At 62.8% G+C, this 24,212-nt stretch carries 20 protein-coding genes; 6 read left to right on the top strand and 14 right to left on the bottom strand.

All coding sequences use genetic code 11. From position 1 onward, the window contains the following. Positions 1-367 precede the first annotated feature (367 nt). From B5525_RS29890 to B5525_RS29875, 4 genes are all read right to left on the bottom strand, one after another. Positions 368-1,603, bottom strand: a complete 1,236-nt coding sequence (locus B5525_RS29890) for an efflux RND transporter periplasmic adaptor subunit (RefSeq protein ID WP_079569214.1) — start codon at positions 1,601-1,603, stop codon at positions 368-370. A 36-nt stretch (positions 1,604-1,639) separates the two neighbouring features. Further along, positions 1,640-4,855 (bottom strand): efflux RND transporter permease subunit, encoded by a 3,216-nt coding sequence (locus tag B5525_RS29885; RefSeq protein ID WP_079569213.1) that lies wholly within the window; start codon positions 4,853-4,855, stop codon positions 1,640-1,642. Between the two features lie 360 nt (positions 4,856-5,215). Next, entirely contained in the window at positions 5,216-6,853 is a 1,638-nt protein-coding gene (gene ipdC / locus B5525_RS29880; RefSeq protein ID WP_079569212.1) for an indolepyruvate/phenylpyruvate decarboxylase, read from the bottom strand. A 214-nt stretch (positions 6,854-7,067) separates the two neighbouring features. Next, positions 7,068-8,480 carry a DHA2 family efflux MFS transporter permease subunit gene (locus B5525_RS29875; RefSeq protein WP_079569211.1) on the bottom strand — a complete coding sequence of 471 codons (1,413 nt, stop codon included), beginning with the start codon at positions 8,478-8,480 and terminating at the stop codon, positions 7,068-7,070. Positions 8,481-8,697: 217 nt separating this feature from the next. Here B5525_RS29875 and B5525_RS29870 point away from each other — a divergent pair, with 217 nt between their 5' ends. After that, the gene (locus B5525_RS29870; RefSeq protein ID WP_079569210.1) at positions 8,698-9,186 is read left to right on the top strand and encodes a YkgB family protein; all 489 of its coding nucleotides are present in this window, start codon (positions 8,698-8,700) and stop codon (positions 9,184-9,186) included. A gap of 173 nt (positions 9,187-9,359) precedes the next feature. Further along, the gene (msrA, locus tag B5525_RS29865; RefSeq protein WP_079569209.1) at positions 9,360-9,905 is read left to right on the top strand and encodes a peptide-methionine (S)-S-oxide reductase MsrA; all 546 of its coding nucleotides are present in this window, start codon (positions 9,360-9,362) and stop codon (positions 9,903-9,905) included. 85 nt (positions 9,906-9,990) lie between these two features. Here the strand turns inward: msrA and B5525_RS29860 are convergent, their stop codons facing one another. Further along, entirely contained in the window at positions 9,991-11,307 is a 1,317-nt protein-coding gene (locus B5525_RS29860; protein WP_244567633.1) for a TAXI family TRAP transporter solute-binding subunit, read from the bottom strand. Positions 11,308-11,562: 255 nt separating this feature from the next. On the opposite strand from B5525_RS29860, the gene ppk2 reads away from it, so the two are divergent. Beyond that, positions 11,563-12,489 (top strand): polyphosphate kinase 2, encoded by a 927-nt coding sequence (gene ppk2 / locus B5525_RS29855; RefSeq protein WP_079569207.1) that lies wholly within the window; start codon positions 11,563-11,565, stop codon positions 12,487-12,489. 112 nt (positions 12,490-12,601) lie between these two features. After that, positions 12,602-12,730, top strand: a complete 129-nt coding sequence (locus B5525_RS29850) for a carbohydrate porin (RefSeq protein WP_244567632.1) — start codon at positions 12,602-12,604, stop codon at positions 12,728-12,730. Positions 12,731-12,823: 93 nt separating this feature from the next. Here the strand turns inward: B5525_RS29850 and B5525_RS29845 are convergent, their stop codons facing one another. The 6 genes from B5525_RS29845 to B5525_RS29820 all read right to left on the bottom strand — a co-directional run bounded on the left by B5525_RS29845 (position 12,824) and on the right by B5525_RS29820 (position 18,348). Beyond that, positions 12,824-13,543, bottom strand: a complete 720-nt coding sequence (locus B5525_RS29845; protein ID WP_079569206.1) for a haloacid dehalogenase type II — start codon at positions 13,541-13,543, stop codon at positions 12,824-12,826. 105 nt (positions 13,544-13,648) lie between these two features. Continuing rightward, positions 13,649-14,098, bottom strand: a complete 450-nt coding sequence (locus B5525_RS29840; RefSeq protein WP_079569205.1) for a GNAT family N-acetyltransferase — start codon at positions 14,096-14,098, stop codon at positions 13,649-13,651. A 26-nt stretch (positions 14,099-14,124) separates the two neighbouring features. Further along, on the bottom strand, positions 14,125-15,123 hold the full coding sequence (gene glpX / locus B5525_RS29835; RefSeq protein WP_079569204.1) for a class II fructose-bisphosphatase: 999 nt from the start codon (positions 15,121-15,123) through the stop codon (positions 14,125-14,127). Positions 15,124-15,203: 80 nt separating this feature from the next. Beyond that, positions 15,204-16,523, bottom strand: coding sequence for a homoserine dehydrogenase (locus B5525_RS29830; RefSeq protein ID WP_079569203.1), 1,320 nt, complete (start codon positions 16,521-16,523; stop codon positions 15,204-15,206). Positions 16,524-16,638: 115 nt separating this feature from the next. After that, positions 16,639-17,859, bottom strand: coding sequence for an LL-diaminopimelate aminotransferase (locus B5525_RS29825; RefSeq protein ID WP_079569202.1), 1,221 nt, complete (start codon positions 17,857-17,859; stop codon positions 16,639-16,641). 198 nt (positions 17,860-18,057) lie between these two features. After that, complete coding sequence (locus tag B5525_RS29820) at positions 18,058-18,348, bottom strand: hypothetical protein (protein WP_079569201.1); 291 nt, start codon at positions 18,346-18,348, stop codon at positions 18,058-18,060. A 262-nt stretch (positions 18,349-18,610) separates the two neighbouring features. Between B5525_RS29820 and B5525_RS29815 the strand changes: the two genes are divergently transcribed. After that, a complete protein-coding gene (locus B5525_RS29815; RefSeq protein WP_079569200.1) occupies positions 18,611-20,416 on the top strand; it encodes a PHA/PHB synthase family protein in 1,806 nt (601 codons plus the stop codon). A gap of 201 nt (positions 20,417-20,617) precedes the next feature. Beyond that, the gene (locus B5525_RS29810) at positions 20,618-21,016 is read left to right on the top strand and encodes an MAPEG family protein (protein WP_079569199.1); all 399 of its coding nucleotides are present in this window, start codon (positions 20,618-20,620) and stop codon (positions 21,014-21,016) included. Between the two features lie 128 nt (positions 21,017-21,144). Here B5525_RS29810 and argC read toward each other — a convergent pair whose 3' ends face one another. From argC to B5525_RS29795, 3 genes are all read right to left on the bottom strand, one after another. Beyond that, on the bottom strand, positions 21,145-22,128 hold the full coding sequence (gene argC, locus B5525_RS29805; RefSeq protein WP_079573967.1) for an N-acetyl-gamma-glutamyl-phosphate reductase: 984 nt from the start codon (positions 22,126-22,128) through the stop codon (positions 21,145-21,147). Between the two features lie 11 nt (positions 22,129-22,139). Next, a complete protein-coding gene (locus B5525_RS29800; RefSeq protein ID WP_079569198.1) occupies positions 22,140-22,808 on the bottom strand; it encodes an FMN-binding negative transcriptional regulator in 669 nt (222 codons plus the stop codon). 344 nt (positions 22,809-23,152) lie between these two features. Then, on the bottom strand, positions 23,153-24,142 hold the full coding sequence (locus tag B5525_RS29795) for an MBL fold metallo-hydrolase (protein WP_079569197.1): 990 nt from the start codon (positions 24,140-24,142) through the stop codon (positions 23,153-23,155). Between the last annotated feature and the right edge of the window lie 70 nt (positions 24,143-24,212).

The following is a 24,212-nucleotide window of genomic DNA, read 5'->3' as shown; positions in this document are numbered from 1 at the left end:
CGCAGTCCGCTACGTTCGCCGGCTCGCCTGCGCAAATGCGGCCTTACAGCACCATGAGGTCAACAGCGACGGGTCGGCTCTGGCGCACTGATCGTCGGGGTCCCATGCTGACTTCGGGGATGCCCTGGTTCTGATGCAAAGCGCGCGTTCATCAAAAAGCCGACGTCCGAATGCGCCAAATTGCGACGCAGGGGCTCGTTGATATGGAGTTCTCTTCATCCCGGAAATTCGCTAACAACGTTCGCGGGGCTCAATAACTCACGACTTCGCCATGCGTTCGCGGGCCGCCTTGAAGCCGGTTACAGCATTCCGAAGAGTGTGTGGGTCCTCCTATGGTGTCGGGCGCGGTGCGATTTTACAACGGGAACTACGAGTCCTGGCGGACCATCTGTGGGTGAACCGCAGTTCTCGGTGGCGGCACTCCCTTGGTGCTCGCTACCACCACTGTCTGTTCCGATAGGCCCGCGGTCACCTCGATACGACCACTATCGGTGAGACCAGTCATGACGGCAAGGCGCGTGATGCGATTATCGATGATGGTGTACACGAAGCTGCCGTCGCCATCCGAGCCTACCGCCGCGCTGGGTAGGGTAAGCGCATCGGGGCGCCGGTTCATTTCCAGTGAGACCTCCGCATACGTACCGGGATAAAGCCGTTCATCGGGGTTGGGCAGGTCGATCTCGGTGCGCATGTTGCGGGTCTCGGGATCGAGACGTAGGGAGAAGCGGGTTACCTTGCCGATGAACGGCTTACCGTCGAAGCCAGACGGCTTGACGATGGCCGGGTCGCCGACGTGAAGGTGAGGTACGTCGTTCTCCGGAACGTCGCAAAACACCCGGATGATGTCGATCCGCTGCACCGTGAACAGCGATCCCGCGGACGGCGTCGTCCGCGTGGCCGTCGCTGCCTGGACCAGATCGCCCCGGTTCACCTGGCGCCGCGCCACCACGCCATCGAAAGGCGCCACGATCTGCGTATAGGCGAGCAGCGTCTTGATCTTCTCTACGGTCGCAGCGGCGACGTCAACCTGGTTGGCAGCGAGGTCGCGGTTCGCCTCCGCAACACCGAGATCCGCCTTGGCGATCTCCGCATTGGCGTGCACCTGATCGAGCGTCCGATCGCTGATAAAGCCCCGTCCCTCGCCCAACTGGTCCCGGTCTTTCGCCAAGGCGCTCTGAAGCGTCAGGTCCGCCTTGTTGTGGTCCAGCTGGCGGCGGGCGCTCTCCAGTGAACTTTGCTTGGATGCGAGTTGGGCCTTGGCTTCGGCAAGCTCCTGCTTCATTTCGGGAACATCGATCACCGCGAGCACTTGACCTGCCTTGACGTGATCGCCGATATCGACGCGAACATCGGACAGGTATCCGGAGACCTTGGCGAAGAGATCTGTGTCCTCAAAAGCTTCGAGCGTGGCGTTGGTCTGGAGACGCTGGGCCACCGTGACACGGCGCGGACGCACAACTTCGATCCGTGGCAGGTTATCCGGCTTCCACGGACTCACGAGCGACGGCGATGCCGCCAGACGCCAATCGGCAACAATGCCTGCCGCGGCGACGCTTACCACGACGACCAAGACCTTGATACCCGTTCTATTCGTGAACTTCATGGTGCTACGCCTTAAATTCCGTTTTGGCTGTTCCGCTCATTCCGCCGCCCGAGCATGGAGTACGGCGTGTCCGTCGCCGCGATCCGCCACCGACCCGAGCCGCGGCTCCGGCTCGAAATAGCGGCTATGAGGATCGTCTGGATCGAGCGACGCGGAAACCGGGGCATGCCGCGACTGCAGCGTGGCCAAGATCGCCGGCAGGATGATGAGCGTGGCGCACGTTGCGCCGAGAAGACCGCCGATCACCGCCCGCCCAAGCGGAGCACTTTGCTCTCCGCCTTCGCCCAGGCCCAGCGCCATTGGCATCATCCCAGCCAGCATCGCGAAACTTGTCATCAGGATCGGACGCAGACGGCTTCGTGCGCCTTTGATTGCAGCCTCCCATGGTTCGCGGCCCTCGATCCGGCTGCGCTCCGCGAAAGTCACAAGCAGGATGGCGTTTGCCACGGCCACGCCGATCGCCATGATCGCGCCCATGAAGGATTGAATGTTGAGCGTGGTCCGGGTGAGCCACAGCATAAGCACGACCCCGGCGATGACGGCGGGAATCGTCGACCCCACCGCCAGGGAAAGCCGGAACGATTGGAAGTTGGCGGTCAGCAGCAGGAGGATGACACCCACCGCCATCAAGAGTCCCAGACGCAGGCCTCCGAACATCTCCACCATCGGCTGGACTTGCCCGCGCACGGTCACGTTTACTCGATCGGGCGGCTTTCCCGTATCGTTGATCGCCTGCTGCACGCGGGCTGCCGCGCGTCCCACATCCTCGCCGTAGATGTTGGCGCTGAGTGTCAGCATGCGCTGCATGTTGTAGCGGTCATATTCGCCGAGCGCCGCGCCGTCGGTGACGCCGGCCACGTTGCGGAGGTCGATCTGTCCGCCGGTCCGGCGAGCGATGGGGAGGTTCTTCACCTCCTCCAGGGAATTCATCCGGTGCTCGGGGATCTCCACCTGCACCTGATAACCAATGCCGCTCTTGGGATCGGGCCAATAATTCGCGGAGGTGTAGCGACTGGATGACGTGCCCGCGACGACCGATTTTGCCACATCATCCGCCGTCACCCCCAGAACGCCCGCTCGCTCGCGGTCTACATTGACCTTTACGATCGGGTAATCGAGTTCCTGCTCGAATCCCAGGTCTCGCAGCGTCGGCACCTGGGCCAATTTCGCTCGCAGCTTGTCGGCGTATTGGCGGCTATCGGCGAGGTTCGGCCCGCTCACCGCTACTTCGATCGGTGTCGGCGCGCCGAAGCTCATCACCCGGCTGACGATGTCGCTCGGCTCGAATGAGAAGCGCACACCCGGCAATTCCCGGGGCAATTTCTGACGCAGCCGCTCCTTCAAATCCTCGATGCCGATCCCGGTGCCGGGCTTGAGCTGCACCTGCAGCACCGCTTCCTCGGAGCCTGAACTCCAGAGATAAATCGTATTGATCGGATAATTGGGCGGCTGCGTGCCGACAAAACCGAGGCTGATGTCCACGTTATCCGGTCCGACCTCGCGCTTGATCACGTCGAGTGTCTGCAGCGCGATCTGCTCGGTGCGCTCGATGCGCGTTCCCGCGGGAGCCTTAAGATGCAATTGGAGCTGGCCGGTATCCACGATCGGAAAAATCTCGGTGCCGAGAGAGCTTCCGACCAGGAAAATGATTGCGCCGGCGATGACGAGATAGGAAAGCACGACGATGCGCCGTCGTTTCATGACGGCGCGCGCGAACCGATCGTACCTTGCCCGCAGCCGATCGAACGACGTCTCTTGCGGCTCGTGGTGTGTGCTCGCATTGCGCAGCATCCAGACCGACAGCACCGGCACAAAGGTACTGGAAAGCAGATACGACCCCACCATCGAGAATCCGACCGCCAGGGCCAGCGGGACGAACAGGTTTTGCGCGGCGCCGGTCATGAAGAAAGCGGGAATGAACACCGCCAGAATGCAGAGCATGGCCACGAACCGGGGCATCGTCGTCTCGGCCGTGGCCTCGCTCGCGGCCCGGGCAAGGCTACGACCATCAGCGAGACGGGTGTGGATGTTCTCGATGGTGACTGTCGCCTCGTCGACCAGGATGCCGACAGCCAACGCCAGCCCGCCCAAAGTCATGATGTTGATCGTCTGCCCCGATACCCAGAGCGCCGTCACCGATGCGAGGATCGCGAGCGGAATGTTCAAGACCACGACGAGCGAACTGCGCCAATCCCGCAGAAACAGCAGCACCATGAGGCCAGTGAGCACCGCGCCGAGAACGCCTTCGACGAACAGGCCCTGGATGGCGCGCGTTACGTAGGGGGATTGGTCGAACTGGTAACTGACCTCAACGTCATCAGGCAGTACGGCTTGGAAGTGAGGCAAGTTGGCTTTGACGGCTTGGACGACTGCGAGTGTCGAGGCGTCCGCTCGTTTGGTTACGGGGATGTAGACCGTGCGGCGTCCATTCACCAGCGCGTAGCCGGTCTGGATGTCGGCGCCGTCTTCGACTGATCCGACGTCGCGTATGAAGATCGTCTGCGTTCCGTGCGAGCGGATGGGAATGTTGTTCAGGCCCTTGAAATCTCCGACAACGGAGTTGACCGGAACCATTGGCATGAGGTCGCCGATGCGGACGTTACCCGACGGGCTGACCGTATTGCCGGCACCCAACGCCTGTACCACCTCATCCGGCGACATGTTGTAAGAACGCAGCTTTTCGGGATCCAGGCGAACGAGGATGGTGCGTTGGCTTGAGCCGAAGGGCGGCGGTGCCGACACGCCTGGCAAGGTCGCGAACAACGGGCGCACCTTGAAGAGCGCCGCATCCTGAAGCTCGGCGACTGTCTTCGTCTTGCTGGAGAAGACGAGGTCGCCGACAGGAACGCTGCCCCCGTCGAACCGCATCACGAAAGGCGGCACGGTTCCCGCCGGCATGAAGGCGCGGGCGCGGTCGACGTAGGCGACCGTCTCCGCCGTGGCCTGCGCCATGTTGGTGCCAGGATGGAATTGGAGCTTGATCAGCCCCACGCCCTGGATCGATTTGCTTTCGACATGCTCGATGCCGGTGATGTAAAGGAAGTGGTACTCGTAATAGTTGACGATGAACCCTTCCATCTGCGCCGGGTCCATGCCGCCGTACGGCTGGGCCACATACAGGACGGGCACCCCGAGATCCGGGAAAATGTCCCGAGACATGCGGTCGACCGCCAGAAGTCCCACCAATGCAACGGCTATGACCATCGTCAAAAGCGAGATCGGTCGTCGCAATGCAAACGACACCAGGCTCATTGTGACGCCTCAGCCGGTTTCACCGCGCCAAGCGCGTCCCGACGGAAGCAGCGGAAACTAGCGGGACATTTTGGAGAAATGCGGCTCATATGCCTTGTCCAAACGCTCAACCCCCGAGGTCCATCGACCTCGAGTGGTGAGCAGAACTTGGACGGCGAACCGTCTTAGAATGCCGGGGGTCTGCATGCCCCGACGATAGACGCCGATCCAACATCGCAATCAAATGCGATCGTCTCAAGTAAATTTACTTTTATGGTCGCCCAACCTGATCCGCACGAATTTGTGAAGCGCACAGCCGAACGTCTCTTGTGTGTGCGAGTTTGTTGGCGAAAATCGGCGCGAGCGCGGGCGCTCAATAACTCACGACTTCGCCATGCGTTCGCGGGCCGCCTTGAAGCCGGTGACGAAGCGCGCCAGGGTGTCGGAGGTCGCCCCGCGCGGCAGCATGACTTCGATCAGCGAAAATTGCCCGCGCTGGGCGACGGCGCGATCGAGAGCGGCGGCGAGCTGCCGCCGCGTCGTCACCCGCTCGCCAATGCCGCCGAGCGAATGGGCGATGTCGGCGAAATGCCAGTCGTCGAGATCGTTGAAGCGCGATTCGGGCTGGAACACGCGCAGCATTTCCCAGCTGCAATTGTTGAAAAGCACGACGATCGGATCAAGCCCGTAGCGGCGGCAATTGCCCAGCTCCCACCCCGTCATCTGGAACGCGCCGTCGCCCACCAGCACCAGCGGGCGAAGGCCGGTCGCGGCAACGCCGAAGCCGGCCGGCACCCCAAAACCCATTCCGGCATAATAGCCGGGTGCTGCGAGCGCGGTGTTGTCGATTTCCATGGCCGTGAACAGGCAATCGCCGATATCGGCGGTCATCGGCATCTTGCCGTGGCGGTCGAACAAATCGTTGATGGCGCAAGCGATATCCGACGGTGCGATCGGCTGATCATCGGCGGGGAGCCCGCGCGGGTAGACAATCCCCGCCCCCGCCCTGCTTTGCCGCGGCGCCCGGTGCTTGGCGCGGGCATCGAGGCCGGCGATCAGATCAGCCAGCGGCAAATCGCGGTAGATGTGATGGCCGATCTGTACCTCGCGGCCGGCGGCAAAAATGGTGCGACGTGGGTCAGTCACGCGGTTCGACAGTGCAAAATTGGTGTCGGACAGGATGACCCCGAACAAAAGCAGGAGGTCGGCATCCTCGACCAGCCGGGTCACCGCCGGATCGCCGGCCGCGCCAAGGTAGGTTCCGGCAAAGACGTCGCCCGCCGCTTCCAACAGTCCCCGTCCCATGAACGTCGTGACCACCGGCAAGCCAAGCTTGCGCGCCAGTGCCGCGACCTGCTCCTCGATCCCGTAGCGGCGAATTTCCACATCGACCATCAGCACCGGCGAGGCGGCGTTGGCGATCCGCGCCAGGACTTCCTCCGCGCATTCGGCAAGCGCTTCCGGATCGGCCGCGCGTCGCGGCAGAAGCGGTACCGGCTCGACCCGCGCGTCCACCATGTCGCGCGGAAACTCGATATAGACAGGTAGCGACATTTCCAGCGCGTTGCGCAGGACACGGGCGATTTCGGCCGGTGCGGTCGCCGCATCCGTCAGCACGGCCTGATCGCAGGTGAATTCCCTGAACACGGCCAGCTGGGTATCGACCGTGCGCACCTGGTGATGCAGCAGGTATCCGCCGGCGCGCTCGCGGGCGCCGGGAGCACCTGCAATCACCACGACCGGCGAGCGTTCCGCATAGGCGCCGGCGATCGAGTTCACCAGATTGAAGGCGCCGGCTCCGTAGGTGACCACCGCGACGCCGACGCCACCGTGGTAGCGCGCCGCCGCGTCGGCCGCAAAGCCCACCGCGGGTTCGTGGCTCAACGTGAAATAAGGAAGGATGTTGCTTTCCTCGATGGTCTTGAAGAACGGCAGCACGAAATCGCCGGGGATGCCGAAAATCTCCCGGGCACCGTGATCCCTAAGGCCTTCAAGCAAAGCATTCGCGAGCGTGGGCATCGACGATCCCTGCAGATATTTCCCGGATGACAACCGGCGCTGAATGGATGGTAGACGGAAGGACCGATCATCCGCCACCCCTCCCCGCCTCACTAATTCGAGCGCAACGGCCATTGCTGAACCACAGCTTCGCGACCGTCTTCGGGACTTGGGTCAGGACATGGGTCAGGACATGGGTGGGCCAGCGTCGTGGCTGTCGCCCCGGTGGGGGATTTTACCCACCGGGACCATCAAACAGAGCCGCACTTGCAGCCGCCGCAACGCAAATCAACGCGCCGGCCGCCGCAGCGATATCAAAGGCGGAAAGCAAAGCAGGTCCGGACGAGGCTATCACCGGGCCGATGATAGCCGTAACAACCAAGCCACCGGTACGCGCCACTGCGCTGTTGAGCCCGGATGCGGCACCGGTGTGACGGCTATCGACGGACATCAGCACCGCCGTCGTGAGCGGAGCAACCGCGCCAGCCATTCCCAGCGCAATGACGGCCATCGCAGGAAAGACGCCGAGCCAGTAGCTCGGGTTGGATCCGATCCGCACAAGGAGGAGAAAGCCGGCCGCGACGATGACCGGTCCAGCGATCAACGGCCAACGCGGACCGACCCTTGCCGCCAGCGCGCCGGCGCCGGGCGATGCCACCGCGATGACGAGCGGCAGCGGCAGGAGCGCGGCGCCGGCCTGCGTCGCAGTGTATCCGCCCGCCTGGATCAGCACGTAGGGCACCAGGACGAACAATCCGCCCAGGGCGCCGTACAGCAGGAACGTCAAAAGCGTGAGCCCGACAAAGCTCCGGGACCCGAACAGCGCGAGCGGCATCATGGCTTTGTCGCCGTGTCGCCGCTCCACGAGCAGGAACAGGCCAGAGAAGATCAAGCCCGCTCCAAGCGCGACGAAGGCTGAAAGCGACCAGGCCCGACCGGATCCTTCGGTCAAGGCCCAGGTCGCAAGGCCCAAACCAACCGTGACAAGCGCTCCACCCGACCAGTCGAGAACGCTCGTGGTGTCATCGACGTCCTTGTCGACGTAAAGGTACGCCAACACGATCGCGGCTGCGGACAGCGGAAGGTTGATGAGGAACGCGAAGCGCCAACTGGCGACATCTATCAGCCATCCCCCGAGGACAGGTCCAACAGCGCCCGCGGCGGCTCCGGTCGCCGCCCAGATGCCGATCGCGCGGCCTTTGGCCTCCCCGGAAAAACTCTGACCGAGGATCGCCAGGCTGTTTGGCATCAGCACGGCGGCAGCCCCGCCCTGAACGAAGCGAGCGAGCAGCAACGAGAGAATGGTCGGCGCCACCGCGCAGGCAAGCGAAGCGATGGCGAACAGCAGAACCCCCGCGATCAGGAGACGACGGCGGCCGAACCGGTCTCCCGCCGCGCCTCCCAGCAGGAGCAGCGCGCTCAGGGGAAGCAAATAGGCGTTGACGACCCACTGCAGGCCGGCGGCGTCCGCGTCAAAGCTCCGACCGATCGCCGGCAGCCCGACATTCACGACCGAACTATCGATCAAGGCCAGACTCGATGCCAGGATCGTCGTCGCAATAACGAGTTGGGGGAACACCGGTGAAGATGTCCCGCCGGCAGCGCGCGCGGTGGCGGCATCGCAGGAAAGGTGAAGAGCGCTGGTCATTGGCAGTCAATGTAGAGCGCACACGCGAGCAGTACCAGCGCGCACGCGGCGCCGCCCTACGGTCGCGCCGCGAGATTATCGCGGCCGCCGACTACACGTGATCGTGAAAAACGGAACCGCCGACGAACGTAACGACGGCGCCGCGCGTGCGTACGAAACGTCAGGATCGCGCCTCAACGCGGCAATTGCATTCCCGAGGAAGGGACGAAGTCACCGCATGAAAATATCTTTCAACGTTGCTGAAAACGGGGCCGGATCCTATCGTCCTCTGGCCATTCTCCGCTGGGTGATGGTCGTGGTCTTCCTGTCGTTCGGCATCCAGAAATTCACCCCACAATCGGCCGAGGGTATTGTCCAGTTCATCAGCAACAGTCCGTTCATTTCGTGGCTGTCCGTGTTCGGCATCAGGGGAGAAGCCTATGTCCTCGGCGCCGCCGAGCTTGGCATCGCCGTGCTTCTGGCGGCGGGCGCCTTCAGCCCGATCCTGTCGGCGGCGGGTGCGCTGATGGGGATCGTCACCTTTGCGGTCACATGGTCGTTCTTCTTCACGACGCCGGGCGTGGTCAAATGGAGCTTGTCGACCGATCCGATCGCCTGGAATTTGACCGGCGAGTTCCTGTTCAAGGACGTCGTCCTGCTGTGCGTATGTGCCGTGTTGTTCCTCGCGTCTCTGCCGCAATCCGTCGTCCGGTCGCGTTCCGACTAGAACATCTCCCTCGCCTCCCGGGCATCATCGAGGCGAGCCTTGATCGGACGGACGGCGCCGCTGGCGCCAGGCTAGTTTCGTGCATATCTGGGCTTTGGCATCATTCGGCCCCATGATGGGGCCTTGATAAAGCTGCGGGAGCGACGCTCGCGGCGAACCGCAGGAGGACGGACATGACAGTTTCGACGGAGCGCGCGGTTCTTGCCGGCGGCTGTTTCTGGGGCGTTCAGGATCTGATCCGCCGGTATCCGGGCGTGATTTCAACCAGGGTGGGCTACACCGGCGGCGAGGTGCCGAACGCGACCTATCGCAACCACGGCAGCCACGCCGAAGCCATCGAGATCATCTTCGACCCGCAGACCATCAGCTATCGAAAGCTCCTGGAATTCTTCTTCCAGATCCACGATCCCTCGACGTTGAACCGCCAGGGCAATGACCGCGGAGCGAGCTACCGGTCGGCGATCTTCTACACCACCGAGGAGCAGAAGCGGATCGCACTGGACACCATCGCCGACGTCGATGCTTCCGGCCTTTGGCCGGGCAAGGTCGTCACCGAGGTTTCACCCGCCGGACCGTTCTGGGAGGCCGAGCCCGAGCATCAGGATTACCTGGAGAAATATCCGGACGGCTACACCTGTCACTTCATTCGGCCGAACTGGAGCCTGCCGCATCGGACGGAGCAAGGCGAAACAGCCGCCCGTGGTGTTTCGGCGGCGTGACTTCTATCGGCTGACGGCCGGTCTCGAGAACGAGGGGTCGCATGCAAGCGCGGCCCCTTTTCGTTTCGGCGCTCGCGAAACTCTCTCACCGGGCCCGCCTGCCGGGCAGATCATGCGCGATGAGGCCAATGACGGCGCGCCGATCCACGACGGCGTGATGGAATTCGTTCAAGACCAGGCCAATGGCCGACAAGTCGCGTTCCTCGATGGCACCGTCATCGTAGCCATCGAGCGTCTCCCGCAGGATGCCGTCCACCTCGCACTGCATCGCCGCCAATTGTTCCAGCGATTGCGCCTGGCGCACCTTGCCAATCATGTCGACCAGGTTGTCCCGATGCATCGTATTCTGCCGCCGTTCGTCCCGTTTCAGGTAGTGGCGCAAACCCGCGCCGGTGGACCCAAGCACCGAAAGCAGCAGGATCCCGCCCCATAGATAGTCGCTGTACTTTTCGAGAAAGGTGCGTTCGGTGCCATCGATGAAGGCGGCTGCCCCCTCATGAGCGGGAAGCGCGGCATCCTTGTCGGTATCCGGTTTCTCGATTTTTGCAGCATTGGGAAGCTCCCTGGCAACCAAGGAACGAACCGCAAACAATTGCCGGACGAATGCGCCGACCGCCGTTTCGGACAAGGCTTTGGGCGCGATGATCAGATGATTGACGCTGACGGTTTCAATCTTGTCATCCGGTCTGGCGGGCGACGAACTAAAGGTGCTGCCCGGAATTTCCTCGGATTCATAGAGCGGGTGTCTTTGCGCGATCGCCTCCGAAACATCAACCGCAAGAAATTTCGGCTCGCCCCTGGCAAGTGCGGTCGCGGTGATCGCGTCCGAGGTGATCTTGCTGTCCAGCGGGCCCACCGCCATGAACGCGTCGATGGCCGGATCGCGCGCCAACTCGGCAATCTGGTCGGTACCGAACTGGGTAACCGCCACCTTGTCCGGATTGACGCCCGATTCAGTCAGGATGACACGCAGCAATGTGACGTTCGCCTGGGTTTTGCCGATGACGCCAACCCGATGGCCCGCGAGCTCGCCGATTTCCTTGATTTTCGACGCCGGCTGTTTCCTGGAGCCTTTCGGCGAATGGCCGGAAGGCGACCACAGCACGACGACATTCTTGCGCAGGATCGCTACGGATTCGGCATCGGCGGGCAATTCCAGGTCGCCGCGCGCGACGGCCAGATCGGTCTTCGAAGCGGCAAGCAGCGCAATGCTTTCGACCGTCCCTTCGGTGGCGATCGGCGCGAGCCGGACCGCGCTCCCTTCGCGGGCAAAGGCCTGCGCCAGCGCCCGTATGAGCTTCTGGTCGTCGCTTCCCGGCGGTCCGACCGCAATTCGCAGCGTCACCGGCCGCAGCACCAAATACAAGGCGCCGGAGCCGGCAGCAAAAAACAATAACCCCATGGCCAGTAGCAGCCACGAAGAGATTTTGCTTTTGCGGACCCGCGGTGACACGGCTCGTGTTCCGCCGGAATCGTCTGATGAGGACATTGCAGTTACCTGCAAATGACAGAAGCGGATATCGGAAACAGCCGGCGACAAACATTCCCGAATTGACCTGCGACGGCAAGCGAAACACGCCGGGCCTTGTCACACCACTGACATCTGGATTTGCACATTACGGGAGAACCTCCTCGTTTCTCGGAGCTGGAACCTTCCATGACCGAAAAACCCGCCGAAACGGCGCGATCCATTCACGACCGAGTTCACGCGGAAATGCTTGACAGCTTCGATGAAGAGTTGGAACTCGAGATCGACGACGATCGCCTCAATGCGCTGGCCAATGAGTTCTCCGACCATACAGCCGGTGAGACCGTCGACCGGCGGTTCTATTTCAAGGAACTGTTCCGTCTGCAGGGCGAGCTGGTGAAATTACAGGACTGGGTGCAGCACAACAAGCTCAAGGTGGTGGTGATCTTCGAGGGACGTGATTCCGCCGGCAAGGGCGGCGTCATCAAGCGGATCACGCAGCGGCTCAACCCGCGGGTCTGCCGCGTTGCCGCCCTGCCCGCCCCGAGCGAGCGTGAGCGCACCCAGTGGTATTTCCAGCGCTATGTCTCGCATCTCCCCGCGGGTGGCGAAGTCGTGCTGTTCGACCGCAGCTGGTACAACCGTGCCGGCGTCGAACGGGTGATGGGATTCTGCACCGACGAGGACGTCGAGGAGTTCTTCCGTTCGGTGCCGGAATTCGAGCGCATGCTGGTGCGTTCCGGCATCGTGCTGATCAAATACTGGTTCTCGATCACCGATGAGGAACAGCATTTGCGCTTCACCATGCGGATCCACGATCCCCTGAAACAGTGGAAGCTCAGCCCGATGGACGTCGAGGCCCGAACCCGATGGGAGACCTACACCAAGGCCAAGGAAGCCATGCTGGAACATACGCACATCGCCGAGGCTCCCTGGCACGTGGTGCGGGCCGTCGACAAGAAGAAAGCGCGGCTGAACTGTATCGCGCACCTGCTCGAGCAGATCCGGTACCGCGAGATCGTACGCGATGCAGTGATCCTTCCGCCGCGCGTCCACAACCCGGAATATCACCGCACCCCGGTTCCCGCCGAAATGTACGTGCCGGAACGCTACTGAGGATCGGACGGAGCGGCCGCCCGTGTTGCCGGCGGCACAGCTACCTCAATAGTCGCGGAGCAATAAGAGCCTGATCGAGCTGATCTGCGAGGCCCATATTAAGCCGGGATGGTTGCTGGCACCCTATTTTCAATATGTGTTTCGCCCCTCCGGCGGCATTCCCAATCCGAATGACCCAAGCGGTCTCTCGCGGATCAGCGACGCCGCCGTATTCGGGGTGACTACGACGCTCAGATATTAGAGCGTTTTCAAGCGAAGTGGTGTCCGGTTCGCATTATGAAAACGCGTCAAATTAAAAATCCAGAGCCCGTTTCGATTCTGTCGAAACGGCTCTCTAGCAGCCCATCCGCTCGGCGACGGCGCCGAAATCCTTCGCGACGATGTCCCAGTCGCCGGTCGCCTCGAAATCGTATTTCTGCAAGGGACCATATTCGGTCGGGCGCGCGACAAAGGCGGTTTTCAATCCGAGCTTCTGGGCGGCCTTGAGGTCGTGATTATGGGCGGCGACCATCATCACCTGCTCCGGCTTTAGGCAGAGCAGCTTTGCCGCGCCGAGATAGGTTTCGGGATCGGGCTTGTAATGCTCGAACAGTTCCGCCGACAGGATCAGGTCCCAGGGCAGCCCTGCGTGTTTGGCCATCTCGGTCAGCAGCGCGACGTTGCCATTCGAGAGCGGGCCGATGATGTATTTTGTCTTGAGCCGCGTCAGGCCCGAGACGCTGTCGGCCCAGGGATGGAGGCGGTGCCAGCCCATGGTGAGATGATGCAGGTCGGCGTCGGTCAAGCCGGAAATCGAAAGCTGGGCGACCAGCTTTTCCAGCGAGCGGCGGTGCAGCACGTCGAGGATGACATAGCCGCGCTCGGGATGCTTGCGCACGTCGTCCATCGACGCCGCATAGACCGCGCGCCAGCCGTCGACCAAAGCGGTCCAGTCGGCCTTGATGCCGCGCTTCTCGCCCCATTGGGAGAAATCCGCGATCAGGCTGGTGCGCCAGTCGACCACGGTGCCGAACACGTCGAACACCAGCGCCTTGACTGCGGAAATATCGGACATGTCCCATTCCCCTCTTTATCGTTGTCATTCCGAGGCGATGCGAAAGCATCGAGCCCGGAATCTCGAGATCCCGGGCTCGCGCTTCGCGCGCCCCGGAATGACAATTTAAAAAATCTTGCGGTACTGCATGAAACCAGAATTGTCGGCGACCTGATCGTAGAGAATGCGCGCCTGCGTGTTGGTGGTTTGTGTGAGCCAGTGCACCCGGCTGGCGCCGGCCGCCCTGGCCTTCTCATAGACCGCCTCGATCAGCGCCCGCCCCAGGCCGAGACCGCGCGCGCTCTCGCTGACGAACAGATCCTGCAGATAGCAGTAATTGCCCACGGTCCAGCTCGAGCGGTGAAACAGATACTGCACGATGCCGGTCAGCTTGCCGTCGACGTAGCCGCCGAGCAGAAACATCGGCTCGGCGGGATCGTGAAAGCGCTGCCAGGCGACATCGCTGGCACCGGGCGCGAGCGTCGCCTTGTAGAAGGCCAGATAGCCGTTCCACAGCACTTCCCAGGCTGCGCGCTCGTCCTCACCGACGGGCCGGATGACGATTTGGCCAGCCATGTCCGTGACCTCAGGGTTCAGCGACCTCAGTCGAGGTGGAATTTTTCGAGCTGACGATGTTCGGCCTTGATGTAGCGCACCGTGCCGGTGACCGAGCGCATCACCACGGTCTCGGTCTCGATCACGTCCTTGCGGAATTTGACGCCTGAGAGCAGCGAACCCGTGGTGACGCCGGTCGCCGCAAACAGACAATCGCCCCTCGCCATGTCCTCGATGCCGTAGATCATGCGGGGATCGGTGACGCCCATCTTGGCGGCGCGCGCGCGTTTCTCCTCGCTGTCGAGGATCAGCCGGCACTGCATCTGGCCGCCGATGCAGCGAAGCGCCGCCGCCGCCAGCACGCCCTCGGGCGCGCCGCCGGTACCGATATACATGTCGACCCCGGTGTTATCGGGATCGGCGCAGTGGATGACGCCGGCAACGTCGCCGTCGGTGATGAGACGGACCGCAGCCCCGGTCGAGCGCACGCCCTGGATGATGTCCGAATGGCGCGGACGATCGAGCACCAGCACCGTGATCGCGGAAGCGTCGACCCCCTTGGCCTTGGCCAGCCGGCGCACATTGTCGGCAGGCGAAGCGTCGAGCTCGACCACGCCCTTCTTGTAGCCGGGACCGACCGCGATCTTCTGCATGTAGACGTCGGGCGCGTGCAGCAGCGTGCCGCCATCGGCCATCGCCATGGTCGCGATCGCGCCCGGCATGTTCTTGGCGCACAACGTGGTGCCCTCGAGCGGATCGACGGCGATATCGACCTGCGGCCCGGCATTGAGCCCGACCTTCTCGCCGATGAACAGCATCGGCGCTTCGTCGCGTTCGCCCTCGCCGATGACGACGGTGCCTTCGATCGGCAGCTTGTTGAGCTCGCGGCGCATGGCGTCGACCGCGGCCTGGTCGGCGGCCTTTTCGTTGCCGTGGCCGCGCAGCCGCGCCGCCGACACCGCCGCGCGCTCGGTCACCCGCACGATTTCCAGCGTCAGAATGCGCTCCAGCAACAGCTGCGGCGGAACCGAAATATGGGTCGACATCGTCAAACTCCTTAAGCCTTCACAACGGGTATTGCAGCCCGCATTCAATCGTTTGGCGCGTGAGCCGTTAGGATCGCGCGCTAGTTCTTTTCGATCCGTATCACCTGCGGCCGGCCGGAGATCACCTTGTCGTGCTGCACCGCCTGGAGCGCCCGATAGACCGCGTCCTCGCTGGTCGCATAGGTAATCAGGATGACCGGCACCGGCGAAGCTTTTCCTTTCCCGCCCGCCGCGTCAACGCCATCGGGATGGCGCTGCACGATCGATTCAATGGAAATCTTCTGTTCCGCCAGCCGGGTGGCGATCGTAGCGGCAGTTCCTGCCAAATCGCGCGCCATCAGGCGTATATAATAGCCGCCCTCATGGCGCTCCATCGGGGCTTTCTTGGTATCGCGCAACCTGTCCACTGGACGCCCGAACGGTCTGGCGCGGATGCCGCGCGCCACATCGGCGATATCGGCAACCACCGCCGATGCGGTCGCAGCTCCCCCTGCCCCGGGGCCGACCAGCGTGATCGGCGGGATGCCGTCGCCGTCGATGGTCACGGCATTGGTGACGCCCATCACCTGGGCGATCGAGGACGATTTCGGCACCATGGTCGGATGCACGCGCTGTTCGATGCCCTTGGCGGTGCGCACCGCGACCCCCAGCAGTTTGACGCGGTAGCCGAGCTCTTCAGCGGCGCGCAAATCCTCCGGCGCGATCGAGGAGATGCCTTCGACGTAGATGGCGCTTTGCGCGACCTTGGTGCCGAAGGCGAGGCTGGCAAGGATGGCAAGCTTCTGCGCGGTGTCGTGGCCGTCGACATCGAAGGACGGGTTGGCCTCGGCGTAACCGAGGCGCTGGGCGTCCTTCAGGCATTCGGCGAACGACAATCCCTCCTGCTCCATCCGGGTCAGGATGTAATTGCAGGTGCCGTTCAGGATGCCGTAGACGCGATTGATGTCGGTGCCCGCCAGGCCCTCGCGCAGGGTCTTGACCACCGGGATAGCCGCTCCCACCGCCGCCTCGTAATTCAGCGCGCCGCCATGCTTCTCGGCGAGCTTGGCCAGCCGGATTCCATGTTTGGCGATCAGCGCCTTGTTGGCTGTAACGACCGATTTGCCGGATTTCAGCGCCGCCTCGATCGCCGACAGCGCGGGTTCGCCGGAGCCACCCATCAATTCGACGAAACAATCGATGCCGGGATCGCCGGCCAGCGCGAGCGGGCTCTTCGCCCAGTCGATACCGCGCAGATCGAGGCTGCGCTTTTTCACCTTCGAACGCGCGGTGACGGCGACGATGCGCACGGCGCGGCCGCAACGCGCCGACAAAACGCCGCCCTGCTGCTCGATGACACGGACTACTTCGGCGCCAACCGTGCCGAGCCCCGCAATACCCACTTTCAGGGGTGCGACCATGACGCAAAAGACCTGCCGGAAAGACGAAAAAGAAAAAGATGAATAGGCATGACCTGATCCGGAAACCGTCTCCATCTCCGGGTCAAGCCCGCAGACATGCTTTTCGGGATCATGCCTAACGCCGGTTGGCGAGAGGAACCACGTTGTGCAACGTTTCAATGCCGCTTTCAAGGAAGCGCCGCACGCCGCGGGCGGCCTGGCGGATACGTTGCTCGTTTTCCACCATGGCGATGCGAACAAAGCCCTCACCATGCTCGCCGAAGGCGACCCCGGGCGAGACCACGACGCCCGACTTCTCGACCATCAGGGTCGCGAACTGCATGCTGCCGACGCCGCGGAAGGCTTCGGGCAGCGGCGCCCAGGCGAACATCGAGGCCTGCGGCGGCGGAATCTCCCACCCCGCCCGGCCGAACGATTCGACCAGCGCGTCGCGACGCTTGCGGTAGGTATCGCGCATCTCGCGGATGCAGTCGTCCGGACCGTTCAGCGCCGCGGTCGCTGCGACCTGGATCGGCGTGAAGGCGCCGTAATCGAGGTAGGATTTCACCCGCGCCAGTGCAGCGATGATGCGCTCGTTGCCGACCGCAAAGCCCATGCGCCAGCCGGCCATCGAAAACGTCTTCGACATCGAGGTGAATTCCACGGCCACGTCGATCGCGCCGGGAACCTGCAGCACCGAGGGCGGCGGGTTGTTGTCGTCGAAATAGACCTCCGCATAGGCCAGATCCGACAGGATGAAGATCTCGTGCTTCTTCGCGAACGCCACCAGATCCCGGTAGAAATCGAGGCTCGCGACATAGGCGGTCGGATTCGAGGGATAGCAGACCACAAGCGCCAACGGCTTCGGGATCGAATGGATGATGGCGCGCTCCACCGCCTCGAAGAATTGCGGGGTGGGTTCCGATGGCACCGAACGAATCACGCCGCCGGCCATCAGGAATCCGAAGGCGTGGATCGGGTAGCTCGGATTCGGACACAGGATCACGTCGCCCGGCGCGGTGATCGCCTGCGCCACGTTGGCAAAGCCCTCCTTCGAGCCCAGCGTTGCCACGATCTGGGTTTCCGGGTTGAGTTTGACCCCGAAACGCCGGCTGTAATAGGCGGCCTGAGCCTTGCGCAGGCCGGTAATGCCGCGCGACGCCGAATAGCGGTCGGTCCGCGGCTTGCCAAGGGTTTCCTTGAGTTTCTCGATCACGTGGGGCGGCGTCGGCAAGTCCGGATTGCCCATGCCGAGGTCGATGATGTCGGCGCCGGCATTCCGTGCGGCCGCCTTGGCGCGATTGACCTGCTCGAACACGTAAGGCGGCAAACGGCGGATGCGGTAGAATTCTTCCATGGGACCTCGCTACGGCAACCGGCAGAGCAGAATCGCCGAATTCGTGCAGATTCGAAACGAAATTCGGATTCGTCCAGAAATCACGCTAAATCAATGGTTTAGGGTGAGTTCAGGCGCAAAATGACTGACTTCGCCCTGATTTGCGGTTGAATTGGGGTTCTTTTACCACGGACGTCCGGCCGCGCCAGTGTTGTCAGGTCACTTTGCGGCGGCGTCCTTGGCCGCTACCGACGCCTGACGGTCGCGCGCCGCGGCCAGTTCTGCCTCGATCTTGGCCCGCTCCGCCGGCGGGATCACCGCCTGTTCGCGATCCGGCGGCAAATCATGAACCGGAAGGTAGGCGCTGGGATCCTTTGGACGCGCAGGCGCGTCGGCGGGCGTGCCGACTAGCGGCAGGTCCGCGATCGAACTCGAGCAGCCGCCCAGCGCAAGCGCCGACAGCAGCAGCGCTCCCACGACCAGCGCCCTCTTATTTCGATCCACCGACATATCGCTTTAAGAAAGTCCTGACTTCGTCCCGTTTAGCCTTGGGGCAACATGACGCTTATTTCATCAACTTTTGCCGCAGCTCAAACCATTGTCGCGCGAAACGATCAAAGCCCAAAGAGGAAATCGGAGCGCTGAGGCTTCAATATGACCGAACCAAGGAACTTTGTCGCAGTGCAGCACGCCCGCGTCAGCAATTAACTTCGAAGCTGCATGATTGATCAACGCGGTGACGAACCGGAAATGAACCTATAATGTTGCCTACATGAGCGACGTCACCATCAAAACCCAGGCCGCAAAGAAGTTCGACCCCGAATCTTTCGCGATGAATCTCGCGCGGGCGATGGAGACCAGCGGCCAGGCCCTCGCCGCCTTTCTCAAGCCGCGCGAGAGCGGCGAAGTGATGGACAAGCCGCCGAGCGAACTTACCGAGGTGATCAAGACCTTCACGGCGGTGGCGGAATATTGGATGTCGGACACCGACCGTTCGGCGGAGCTGCAGAAGAAGCTGGCCAAGACCTATCTCGATCTGTGGGGCTCGTCGATGCGGCGGCTTGCCGGAGAACAGCCGACGCCTGTGATCGAGCCGTCGCCGCGCGACAAGCGCTTCAGCGATCCCGAATGGAAGTCGAATCAGTTTTTCGATTTCCTGTTGCAGGCCTATCTGCTCTCGACGCAGTGGGCGCAGGATCTCGTGCGCAACGCCGACGGCCTCGACGCGCATACCCGCAAGAAGGCCGAGTTCTACGTCCAGCAGATCGCCAACGCGCTGGCGCCGTCGAATTTCGTGCTCACCAATCCGGAAGTGCTGCGCGAGACGCTGGCGTCCAACGGCGACAACCTTGTGCGCGGCATGAAGATGCTGGCGGAGGATATCGAGGCCGGCGGCGGCACCCTGCGCATTCGCCAGTCCGACCCGGCCAACCTGATCGTCGGCGTCAACATGGCGACGACGCCGGGCAAGGTGATCTTCCAGAACGATCTGATGCAGTTGATCCAGTACACGCCGTCGACCGAGAACGTGCTGCGCACGCCGCTCCTGATCGTGCCGCCCTGGATCAACAAATTCTACATCCTCGACCTCAAGCCGGAAAAATCCCTCATCAAGTGGTGCGTCGATCAGGGCCTCACGGTGTTCGTGATTTCGTGGGTCAACCCGGACAAGAACCTGGGGACGAAGACCTGGGAAGACTACATGAAGGAAGGCCCGCTGGCGGCAATGGACGCGATCGAGCGCGCCACCGGCGAGATGAAAGTCCATACCATGGGCTACTGCGTCGGCGGCACCCTGCTCGCCACCACGCTGGCCTGGCTTGCGGAGAAGCGCCGGGTCCGCGTCACCTCGGCGACGTTCCTGGCGGCGCAGGTCGATTTCACCCATGCCGGCGATCTCCTGGTGTTCGTCGACGAAGACCAGATCTCTGCGCTCGAGCGCGACATGAAGGAATCCGGCGTCCTCGAGGGCTCAAGAATGGCGATGGCCTTCAACATGCTGCGCTCAAACGACCTGATCTGGTCGTATGTCGTCAGCAATTACCTGAAGGGACAGCCGCCATCGTCATTCGACCTCCTGCACTGGAATTCGGATGCGACGCGGATGCCCTCGGCGAACCACTCCTACTACCTGCGCAATTGCTACCTGGAGAACCGGCTCTCCGCCGGCAGCATGGTGCTCGACAACACGCTGCTCGACCTCTCGAAGGTCAAGGTTCCCGTCTACAATCTGGCGACGCGCGAGGATCACATCGCGCCCGCCGATTCCGTGCTGTACGGCTCGCAGTTTTTCGGCGGCCCGGTGAAATATGTATTGTCCGCCTCCGGGCATATCGCCGGCGTGGTCAACCCGCCGGCGTCGGACAAGTACCAGTTCTGGACCAACGACAATATCAGGGACGTGACGCTTCCGGACTGGCTCAAGGGCGCGCAGGAACACAAGGGATCGTGGTGGCCCGACTGGCGCGGGTGGCTCGAAAGCATCGACGCCGAACAGGTGCCGGCGCGCGCGGCCGGCACCGAGGCGCTGCCCGCGATCGAGGACGCACCCGGCAGCTATGTCCGGGTCCGCGCGTAGCGACCGCGCGCTTTAGCATGATCCGGCACAGTTGGAACCGGTTTTCCCTGCGGACGCATGCGAAGCGTTTGCCCACGGACCCAGCTTGAATATAAAGATGCCGCCGGAGTCGGATTCAACGCAGCCCAATCCAGACTCTGGGCTATAACCGGCCGTCCCGCCGGGACGAGACTCAAAAACTCGAATTGAGGGGAAAGAAAAATGACGCGCGAATTGTTCTGGCTGACGCTGACCGTCATTCTGACCGGGTTGCTGTGGGTCCCCTACGTGCTCAACCGCTGTCAGGTTCGCGGCCTATCCGGCGCGATGGCCAATCCGGTGCGTGGCGACAAGCCGCTTGCGGAATGGGCCACGCGGCTGATGTTCGCGCATGATAACGCGGTCGAGAATCTCGTCATCTTCGCGCCGCTGGTGCTGATCCTGGCGGAAATTGATTATTCGACGAAATGGACGGCGCTCGCCTGCGCGGTTTATTTCTGGACCCGCGTCGCGCACCTCATCGTCTACACCCTGGGCCTGCCGGTATTCCGCACGCTGGCCTTCACCGTCGGCTTCCTGGCGCAGGCCGTGCTGGCGCTGGCGATTTTCAAGATCGTTTGAGAACTCGCTGACGCCGCGAGGCAGGATCGAAAAACCCCGGCTCTGCCGGGGTTTTGTTTTGATGTCGTGAGGGCCGCTCAGATCGGGCCGGGAGAAGCGGGGTCACGCGAACTCGCGGGCTTTGAGCTTTATGTGTCGGCAAAGCCCAGCATCAGCCGCATGTTCTGCACCGCCGCACCCGAGGCGCCCTTGCCCAGATTGTCGAGACGCGCAACCAGAACCGCCTGAGGGTATTTGGGGCTCGCAAAGACGTGGAGCTCGAGCATGTTGGTCTCGTTGAGCGCCTCGGGTTCGATACGCGTCGCCGCGTTGTCGAGCGGCATGACCGAGACGTATTTGCTCCCGGCGTAGCGCTTCGCCAGCGCCGCGTGCAGGTCGGCAGCATCCGGCTTGCCCGCAAGCGTGTCGAGATGCAAAGGCACCGACACCAGCATGCCCTGCCGGTAGTCGCCGACCGACGGAACGAAGATCGGCCGCCGCGTGAGTTTTGAGTAAAGCTGTGTCTCCGGCAAATGCTTGTGCTCGAAGCCGAGGCCATAGAGTTCGAAGGCCGGCGCCGTGCCGTCTTCGAAACTCTCGATCATGGACTTGCCGCCGCCCGAATAGCCGCTCACCGCGTTGATGGTGATGGGATAGTCCGCCGGCACCAGCCCGGCATCCACGAGCGGCCGCAGCAGCGCGATCGCGCCGGTCGGATAGCAGCCTGGATTCGAGACTTTCCGCGCCGCGCGTATCTTGTCGGCCTGATCCGGCGCAAGTTCCGGAAAACCGTAGGCCCAGTCGGGCGCGACGCGAAAGGCCGTCGATGCGTCCAGCACCTTGGGCGCCGCGGCTCCCATGCCGTCAATCAGCGCGACCGTCTCGCGCGCGGCTTCGTCCGGCAGGCAAAGGATGACGAGGTCCACTTCCTCCATCAGCGCCCGCTTTGCCTGCGCATCCTTGCGCTTTTCCTCGGCAATGCTCTTGAGCACGACGTCGTTCTGCAGGCCGAGGCGTTCGCGAATGCCGAGGCCGGTCGTTCCGGCCGCACCGTCGACGAATACGGTGGGCCGCGCAGACGCGCCGCCGGTCAGGGATTGGCCTTTCGGCTGCTTGGTGTCGGAGAGGGTCATGGCGTGTTCCTTCAATCCGCGGCTACACTGACGGGCGTTGACGATTTGTAGTCCAACTGCGGCCGCAGCGCGACCATCTGGTTTCCGATCGTCTGCGCGGCTTCGTCGGGACGCCCCACCAGTGCCGAGGCAATCGCGGCATGATCGGCGTCGGACTTGTGCTGATTAAGCTTGAAGCTGCCTTCGACCTCTTCAACCGTCATCACCAGACCCACGATGGCTTTCTTCAAAGTGTCCAGCCGCGCCACTGTCATCTTCGAAGATGCCCATGGCTTCTTGGGCAAGAGCCAGTCTTCGAACTTGGCGCTCAGTGTATCGATCTGCTCGGCAAGCTCGTCGTCAGACAAGGTCCGCACCGTGCCCGTCAGGTGCACGACCTGATAGAGCCAGGTCGGCACCTGATCCGGCGAGACGTACCAGTCGGGTGACACATAGGCATCCGCCCCGTTCACGGCCAGCAACCAGGACGTGGTCCCGCCGGCGAACTTCACCAGCGGATTGTGACGCGCAACATGAAACGCGGCGCGCGGCGTGCCGTCGTCGGCAAAGGTGAGATAGAACGGCAGCGACGAGGCGATCGGCCGGACGCCGTCCCACGCGCAGACGAGGCCAAAGCCGCGCGCTTGCGCAAACGCAAGGCTCGCGGCGCGGTCGGGCTTGAACATCGGAGGCGTATACATTTCAAACTCCTGCTTGACGTAGGAGCCGCCTGATCAAACCGCGTTTCTTGAAGGGAAAGAGCCGCGGACTGTATCCGGCGGCAGAGGCGATGATCCTAAACGCAGACGACCGCCGATACCGCGATGGCGCGGCGGCGGCGAACGATGAGCATGGTCGAAGCGTTGGTCATGGGCGTGGCTATAAGGCCGCGTCCGCTCGGCGTCAAGATAAACCACCGTCATTCCGGCGCGAGCAATGCGAGCGAACCTCAATTGTGCTGTCGCACATCGGGAATCCCGAGATTCTCCGATGCGCAATTGCACATCGGAGTTCGATGCTTCGCATCGCCCGGGAACGACGAGTATCAAATCGCCGGATTCCACGGCGCCGGCACCACCCGGTAGCCATCCCCGTCCTTGACGACATGGCCCAGCCCCGGGAACGGATAATGGAAGCCCTGCACCATCAGCTTCTCGGCCACCACCATGTCGTACACCCGGCGGCGGGTCTTTTCCGCCACCTCCGCGTCCTGGTCGAAGAACGCATGCCAGCCCGGATTGGTCGCGAACGGATTGGGATTGTTGGTCACATCCGACTGGATGAACACCTTGCCGGAACCCGACGATAAGACGTAGGAGGTATGGCCGGGCGTATGACCGACGCTTTCGACCGCGAGCAGGCCGGGCGCGACTTCCTTGCCCCACTCGTAAGGCGTCACCTTCCGCTTGAGCGCCGCGTCGAAGATATTGCGGTTGTTCTTGAACAGGCCCTGCATGCGCCCGGCGGGCGCGCGGCTCATCTCGCCATCGTCCATCCAGAATTTCCACTCGGTCGCGGGCACCAGCAGTTCGGCGTTCGGAAATGCCGGACTGCCTTCGGCCGTCAAGAGACCGTTCACGTGGTCAGTGTGGAAGTGCGAGATCACCACCATGTCGACCGCCTTGGGATCGAAGCCGGCCGCGGCCATGTTGTCGGCGAACAGTCCGTTGGCGCCCTTGCTGTTGACCTTCGCGACCGGGCCGTTGCCGGTATCGATCACGACCAGCTTGCCGCCGGTGTTGATCACCAGCGGCGCGAAGTAGATCGTGAAGATATCGCGCGGCAGAAATGCCTTCTCGAGCGCGGCGTTGACCTCCTCCTTCTTCGCGTTGACGATGAAGGAATCCTCCAGCGCGAAGGTGTTTCGGCCGTCGGAAACCACGGTGACCTGGATGTCGCCGACCTTGTAGCGGTAGAAGCTCGGCGCCTGCTTGTCCGCGACCGGTGCTGCGGCCCTCGCGGTCATCGACGGCAACAGCGGCGTGGCCGCGATCGCCGCAGCTCCACTGAGTGCGTGACGTCGTGTCAGTTCCATTGCGATTGTCCTCCCCTTGAGATCATGACTTCCGGACGGGATTCCCCGCTTCCTGGACGTGTCCAGCGGT

It is taken from the genome of Bradyrhizobium erythrophlei (assembly GCF_900129505.1).
Lineage (GTDB): Bacteria > Pseudomonadota > Alphaproteobacteria > Rhizobiales > Xanthobacteraceae > Bradyrhizobium > Bradyrhizobium erythrophlei_D.
Note: the sequence above shows the minus strand (reverse complement) of the source record. Positions and strands in the feature narration are given on the sequence as shown.

What these genes read in the sequence shown, in the direction of transcription:
- B5525_RS29890 (WP_079569214.1), bottom strand. Translation starts at nt 1,603, where the DNA reads ATGAAGTTCACGAATAGAACGGGTATCAAGGTCTTGGTCGTCGTGGTA.
- B5525_RS29885 (WP_079569213.1), bottom strand. Translation starts at nt 4,855, where the DNA reads ATGAGCCTGGTGTCGTTTGCATTGCGACGACCGATCTCGCTTTTGACG.
- ipdC (WP_079569212.1), bottom strand. Translation starts at nt 6,853, where the DNA reads ATGCCCACGCTCGCGAATGCTTTGCTTGAAGGCCTTAGGGATCACGGT.
- B5525_RS29875 (WP_079569211.1), bottom strand. Translation starts at nt 8,480, where the DNA reads ATGACCAGCGCTCTTCACCTTTCCTGCGATGCCGCCACCGCGCGCGCT.
- B5525_RS29870 (WP_079569210.1), top strand. Translation starts at nt 8,698, where the DNA reads ATGAAAATATCTTTCAACGTTGCTGAAAACGGGGCCGGATCCTATCGT.
- msrA (WP_079569209.1), top strand. Translation starts at nt 9,360, where the DNA reads ATGACAGTTTCGACGGAGCGCGCGGTTCTTGCCGGCGGCTGTTTCTGG.
- B5525_RS29860 (WP_244567633.1), bottom strand. Translation starts at nt 11,307, where the DNA reads ATGGGGTTATTGTTTTTTGCTGCCGGCTCCGGCGCCTTGTATTTGGTG.
- ppk2 (WP_079569207.1), top strand. Translation starts at nt 11,563, where the DNA reads ATGACCGAAAAACCCGCCGAAACGGCGCGATCCATTCACGACCGAGTT.
- B5525_RS29845 (WP_079569206.1), bottom strand. Translation starts at nt 13,543, where the DNA reads ATGTCCGATATTTCCGCAGTCAAGGCGCTGGTGTTCGACGTGTTCGGC.
- B5525_RS29840 (WP_079569205.1), bottom strand. Translation starts at nt 14,098, where the DNA reads ATGGCTGGCCAAATCGTCATCCGGCCCGTCGGTGAGGACGAGCGCGCA.
- glpX (WP_079569204.1), bottom strand. Translation starts at nt 15,123, where the DNA reads ATGTCGACCCATATTTCGGTTCCGCCGCAGCTGTTGCTGGAGCGCATT.
- B5525_RS29830 (WP_079569203.1), bottom strand. Translation starts at nt 16,523, where the DNA reads ATGGTCGCACCCCTGAAAGTGGGTATTGCGGGGCTCGGCACGGTTGGC.
- B5525_RS29825 (WP_079569202.1), bottom strand. Translation starts at nt 17,859, where the DNA reads ATGGAAGAATTCTACCGCATCCGCCGTTTGCCGCCTTACGTGTTCGAG.
- B5525_RS29820 (WP_079569201.1), bottom strand. Translation starts at nt 18,348, where the DNA reads ATGTCGGTGGATCGAAATAAGAGGGCGCTGGTCGTGGGAGCGCTGCTG.
- B5525_RS29815 (WP_079569200.1), top strand. Translation starts at nt 18,611, where the DNA reads ATGAGCGACGTCACCATCAAAACCCAGGCCGCAAAGAAGTTCGACCCC.
- B5525_RS29810 (WP_079569199.1), top strand. Translation starts at nt 20,618, where the DNA reads ATGACGCGCGAATTGTTCTGGCTGACGCTGACCGTCATTCTGACCGGG.
- argC (WP_079573967.1), bottom strand. Translation starts at nt 22,128, where the DNA reads ATGACCCTCTCCGACACCAAGCAGCCGAAAGGCCAATCCCTGACCGGC.
- B5525_RS29800 (WP_079569198.1), bottom strand. Translation starts at nt 22,808, where the DNA reads ATGTATACGCCTCCGATGTTCAAGCCCGACCGCGCCGCGAGCCTTGCG.
- B5525_RS29795 (WP_079569197.1), bottom strand. Translation starts at nt 24,142, where the DNA reads ATGGAACTGACACGACGTCACGCACTCAGTGGAGCTGCGGCGATCGCG.